This is a genomic window from Defluviimonas salinarum (assembly GCF_026013545.1).
Taxonomy (GTDB): domain Bacteria; phylum Pseudomonadota; class Alphaproteobacteria; order Rhodobacterales; family Rhodobacteraceae; genus Albidovulum; species Albidovulum salinarum.
This window is the reverse complement of record NZ_JAPDOG010000071.1, coordinates 1-4,698: the sequence shown is the minus strand read 5'-3', so window position 1 is coordinate 4,698 and position 4,698 is coordinate 1. Positions and strand designations below refer to the sequence as shown.

Annotated in this window: 3 protein-coding genes and 1 pseudogene; all 4 read left to right on the top strand. The window is 67.5% G+C overall.

Annotation, left to right across the window (positions count from 1 at the left end):
* A pseudogene (locus OM960_RS25200) lies at positions 1-120 on the top strand (succinate--CoA ligase subunit alpha); the annotation flags it as partial.
* Between the two features lie 54 nt (positions 121-174).
* Entirely contained in the window at positions 175-897 is a 723-nt protein-coding gene (locus OM960_RS25195; protein ID WP_264773914.1) for a sulfotransferase family protein, read from the top strand.
* A 97-nt stretch (positions 898-994) separates the two neighbouring features.
* Positions 995-3,961, top strand: coding sequence for a 2-oxoglutarate dehydrogenase E1 component (locus OM960_RS25190; protein ID WP_263336592.1), 2,967 nt, complete (start codon positions 995-997; stop codon positions 3,959-3,961).
* Positions 3,961-4,698: biotin/lipoyl-containing protein (locus tag OM960_RS25185; protein WP_264773913.1), on the top strand; the 738-nt coding region annotated here is incomplete at its 3' end. The genes OM960_RS25190 and OM960_RS25185, both read left to right, overlap by 1 nt.

The window sequence follows — 4,698 nt, the reverse complement described above, 5'->3', positions numbered from 1 at the left end:
ATCGTCGCCGGCGGCAAGGGCGGCGCGGAAGAGAAGATCGAGGCGATGCGCTCGGCCGGCATCGTCGTGGCCGACAGCCCGGCAACGCTGGGCGAGGCGGTCCTCAAGGCCATCGGATAACCAACCGCCCGCCCCGGTCCGGGCCGGGGCGGGCACATTGAGAGAGTGACGAACATGCCGGTTTTCCGGACAGGCGGCCAGCTCCACTACTACGCGCATGTCCCGAAATGCGGCGGGTCATCGGTGGAGGCCTATCTGACATCCCGCTTCGGCAGCCTCGCCTTTGTCGACACCCGCCATCTCGACCTGCCCGAGGCGCGGCGCTGGACCCGCTCCTCGCCGCAGCATGTCGCGATGGCCGACTTCCACCGGCTGGTGCCCGCCGACTGGATCGCCTCCTCCTTCGCGGTGGTGCGCCACCCGGTGAAGCGGCTGGTCTCGGCCTTCCGCTTCCAGGTCGAGGTCGAGGGCACGGTGGCCGCCCTCTGGTCGATCGACGAGTGGTTCGACGACTGGCTGAAACGGGCCGAGGCGGAGCCGTTCCTCTACGACAACCATCTCCGCCCGCAGTCCGAGATCGTGCCGGAGGACGCCACGCTGTTCCGGATCGAGGACGGGCTCGACCGGCTGGTGCCGCATCTCGACGCGCTGGCCGGCAACACCGACGGCGCCCGCACGATCCCGGCCGAGAACGTCCGCAAGAAGTCGATTGGGCCGGATACGGCGCGGCTGAAGCCCTCGGCCGAGACGCTGGCGCGGATCGGCGTCTTCTACGCCGACGACTTCCGGCGCTTCGGCTACGGTCTGCACGACGACATCCCGTCGGCCTCGACGCAGGCGCCCCAGCGCGGCCTGATGGGGCGGCTGGCCAAGACCTTCGCGGGGAAGCGGACATGACCAAGATCCGCCCCATTCGATTTCATCCGGCCGCGCGCGAGCGCGGTCCAACCCATGATGACAGGAGCGGCAGGCTCGCGCCTCGCCGAGTGAGATCATGACGGAACACAGCCCCAACGACCAGTTCCACGCCTCAAGCTTCCTTCAGGGCGCGAATGCCGAATATGTAGAGCAGCTCTATGCTCGCTTCGCCAATGATCCGGGCGCGGTCGACGCGACCTGGGCGGAGTTCTTCCGTTCGCTCGGCGATGCCGAGAACGATGTTCGCAAGGAGGCGCGCGGCGCCTCGTGGGAGCGGCCCGACTGGCCGCCGATGCCCACCGACGAGCTGACCTCGGCGCTGACCGGCGAATGGCCGATCGCGGCGAAGGAGGCCAAGGGCGCGGGCGACAAGATCAAGGCGAAGGCCGCCGCGATGGGCGTCGCGGTCAGCGACGACCAGGTCAAGCAGGCGGTGCTGGATTCGATCCGCGCGCTGATGATCATCCGCGCCTACCGGATCCGCGGCCATCTCGTGGCCGACCTCGACCCCCTCGGCATGCGCTCGGAAACGCCGCATCCCGAGCTTGACCCGCGCTCCTACGGCTTTGCCGAGGCCGACATGGACCGGCCGATCTTCATCGACAAGGTGCTCGGCCTCGAACATGCCTCGATGCGCGAGATCCTCGACATCGTGAAGCGCACCTATTGCGGCACATTTGCGCTGCAGTACATGCACATCTCGAACCCCGAGGAGGCCGGCTGGCTCAAGGAGCGGATCGAGGGCTTCGGCAAGGAGATCGCCTTCACCCGCGAGGGCCGCAAGGCGATCCTCAACAAGCTCGTCGAGGCCGAGGGCTTCGAGAAGTTCCTGCATGTCAAATACATGGGCACCAAGCGTTTCGGCCTCGACGGCGGCGAGGCGCTGATCCCGGCGATGGAACAGATCATCAAGCGCGGCGGCAGCCTCGGCGTCCAGGACATCGTCATCGGCATGCCGCATCGCGGCCGGCTCTCGGTCTTGGCCAACGTGATGGCCAAGCCCTACCGGGCGATCTTCAACGAGTTCCAGGGCGGCAGCTTCAAGCCCGAGGATGTCGACGGTTCGGGCGACGTGAAATACCACCTCGGCGCCTCGTCGGACCGCACCTTCGACGGCAACACGGTGCACCTCTCGCTGACCGCGAACCCCTCGCATCTAGAGGCGGTCAACCCCGTCGTGCTTGGCAAGGTCCGCGCCAAGCAGGCACAGCTCAACGATACCGACCGGACCAGGGTCCTGCCGATCCTGCTGCACGGCGACGCGGCCTTCGCCGGCCAGGGCGTCGTGGCCGAATGCTTCGGCCTCTCGGGCCTCACCGGCCACCGCACCGGCGGCACGATGCACATCATCGTCAACAACCAGATCGGCTTCACCACCGCGCCGCACTTCAGCCGGTCGAGCCCCTACCCGACCGACATCGCGCTGATGGTCGAGGCGCCGATCTTCCACGTCAACGGCGACGACCCCGAAGCCGTGGTCCACGCCGCCAAGGTCGCGATCGAGTTCCGCCAGAAGTTCCACAAGGACGTTGTCATCGACATGTTCTGCTACCGCCGCTTCGGTCACAACGAGGGCGACGAGCCGATGTTCACCAATCCGCAGATGTACAAGCGGATCAAGACTCACAAGACGACGCTCCAGCTCTATACCGAGCGGCTGGTCAAGGACGGCCTGATCCCCGAGGGCGAGATCGAGGACATGAAGGCCGCCTTCCAGGCGCATCTCAACGAGGAGTTCGAGACCGGCAAGAACTTCAAGCCCAACAAGGCCGACTGGCTCGACGGCCGCTGGTCGCATCTCGACCGCGAGGGCGAGGAATACAGCCCTGGCAAGACCGCGATCACCAAGAAGCTGATGGCCGAGATCGGCACCGCGCTGACCCGCGTGCCGGAGGGCTTCGACATCCACAAGACCGTGGCACGCCAGCTCGACGGCAAGGCGGCGATGTTCAAGAAGGGCGAGGGCTTCGACTGGGCCACCGCCGAGGCGCTGGCCTTCGGCTCGCTCCTCACCGAGGGCTACCCGGTCCGCCTCGCCGGCCAGGACTGCACCCGCGGCACCTTCTCGCAGCGCCACTCCGCCTTCATCGACCAGTCGACCGAGGAACGCTACTACCCCTTGAACCACATCAAGGCCGGCCAGTCGCGCTACGAGGTCATCGACTCGATGCTCTCCGAATATGCCGTGCTCGGCTTCGAATACGGCTACTCGCTCGCCGAGCCGAACGCGCTGGTGATGTGGGAGGCGCAGTTCGGGGACTTCGCCAACGGCGCCCAGATCATGTTCGACCAGTTCGTCTCCTCGGGCGAATCGAAATGGCTCCGGATGTCGGGCCTCGTCTGCCTCCTGCCGCACGGCTTCGAGGGCCAGGGGCCGGAACACTCCTCCGCCCGGCTCGAACGCTTCCTGCAGATGTGCGCCCAGGACAACTGGATCGTGGCGAACTGCTCGACCCCGGCGAACTACTTCCACATCCTGCGCCGCCAGCTCCACCGCACGTTCAGGAAGCCGCTCATTCTGGTGACGCCGAAGTCGCTGCTGCGCCACCCGATGTGCATCTCCGATGCCGACGACTTCACCACCGGCTCGACCTTCCACCGCGTCCTCTGGGACGACGCCCAGAAGGGCCATTCCGAGACGAAACTGGTGGCCGACGAGACGATCAAGCGCGTGGTGATGTGCTCGGGCAAGGTCTACTACGACCTCCTCGCCGAACGCGACGCGCGCGGCATCGACGATGTGTATCTCCTGCGGCTCGAACAGTTCTATCCCTTCCCCGCGCAATCGGTGGTGAAGGAACTCGGTCGCTTCAAGCAGGCCGAGGTGATCTGGTGCCAGGAAGAACCCAAGAACCAGGGCGCCTGGACCTTCGTCGAGCCCAATATCGAATGGGTGCTCGGCCGGATCGGCGCGAAGTCGCAGCGCCCGCGCTATGTCGGCCGCCAAGCCTCGGCCTCGCCGGCGACCGGGCTTGCCTCGCGCCACAAGGCCGAGCAGGACGCGCTCGTCAACGAAGCACTGACCGTCGGGGAGGCCAGCTGATGGGTATCGAGGTAAGGGTTCCGACGCTCGGCGAAAGCGTCTCGGAGGCGACCGTGGCGACCTGGTTCAAGAAGCCGGGCGACCGGGTCGCGGTCGACGAGATGCTCTGCGAGCTCGAGACCGACAAGGTCACCGTCGAGGTGCCGGCGCCGGCCGCCGGCACGCTCGCCGAAATCGTGGCGGCCGAGGGCGCGACCGTCGCGGTCAACGCGCTGCTCGCGCAGATCGCCGAGGCGGGCGAGGCCCGGCCGGCGGAACCGACAGACAAGGGCGCCGCGAAAGCGCCGAAAGCGGATGAGGGCAAGATGTCTCCCAGGAATACCGACGTGATGGTGCCGACCCTCGGCGAAAGCGTGACCGAGGCCACGGTCTCGACCTGGTTCAAGAAGATCGGCGACAGCGTCGCCCAGGACGAGATGCTGTGCGAGCTCGAGACCGACAAGGTCTCGGTCGAGGTGCCTTCCCCGGTCGCCGGACGGCTGGCCGAGATCCTCGCCCCCGAAGGCGCCACGGTCGACGCCAAGGCCCGCCTCGCGGTGATCGCCGAGGGCGCGGGCGCCGCCGCGGCCGCCCCCGCCGCACCCGCGGCCGAGGCCCCCGCCCCGGCCACCGCGGGGGCCAAGGATGTCGAAGACGCGCCCGCCGCCAAGAAGGCGATGGCCGAGGCCGGGCTTTCGGCCGATCAGGTCACCGGCACCGGCCGCGACGGCCGCATCATGAAGGACGACGTGGCCAGG

Coding starts and splice junctions, on each gene's coding strand:
- OM960_RS25190 (WP_263336592.1), top strand. CDS start 995: ATGACGGAACACAGCCCCAACGACCAGTTCCACGCCTCAAGCTTCCTT.
- OM960_RS25195 (WP_264773914.1), top strand. CDS start 175: ATGCCGGTTTTCCGGACAGGCGGCCAGCTCCACTACTACGCGCATGTC.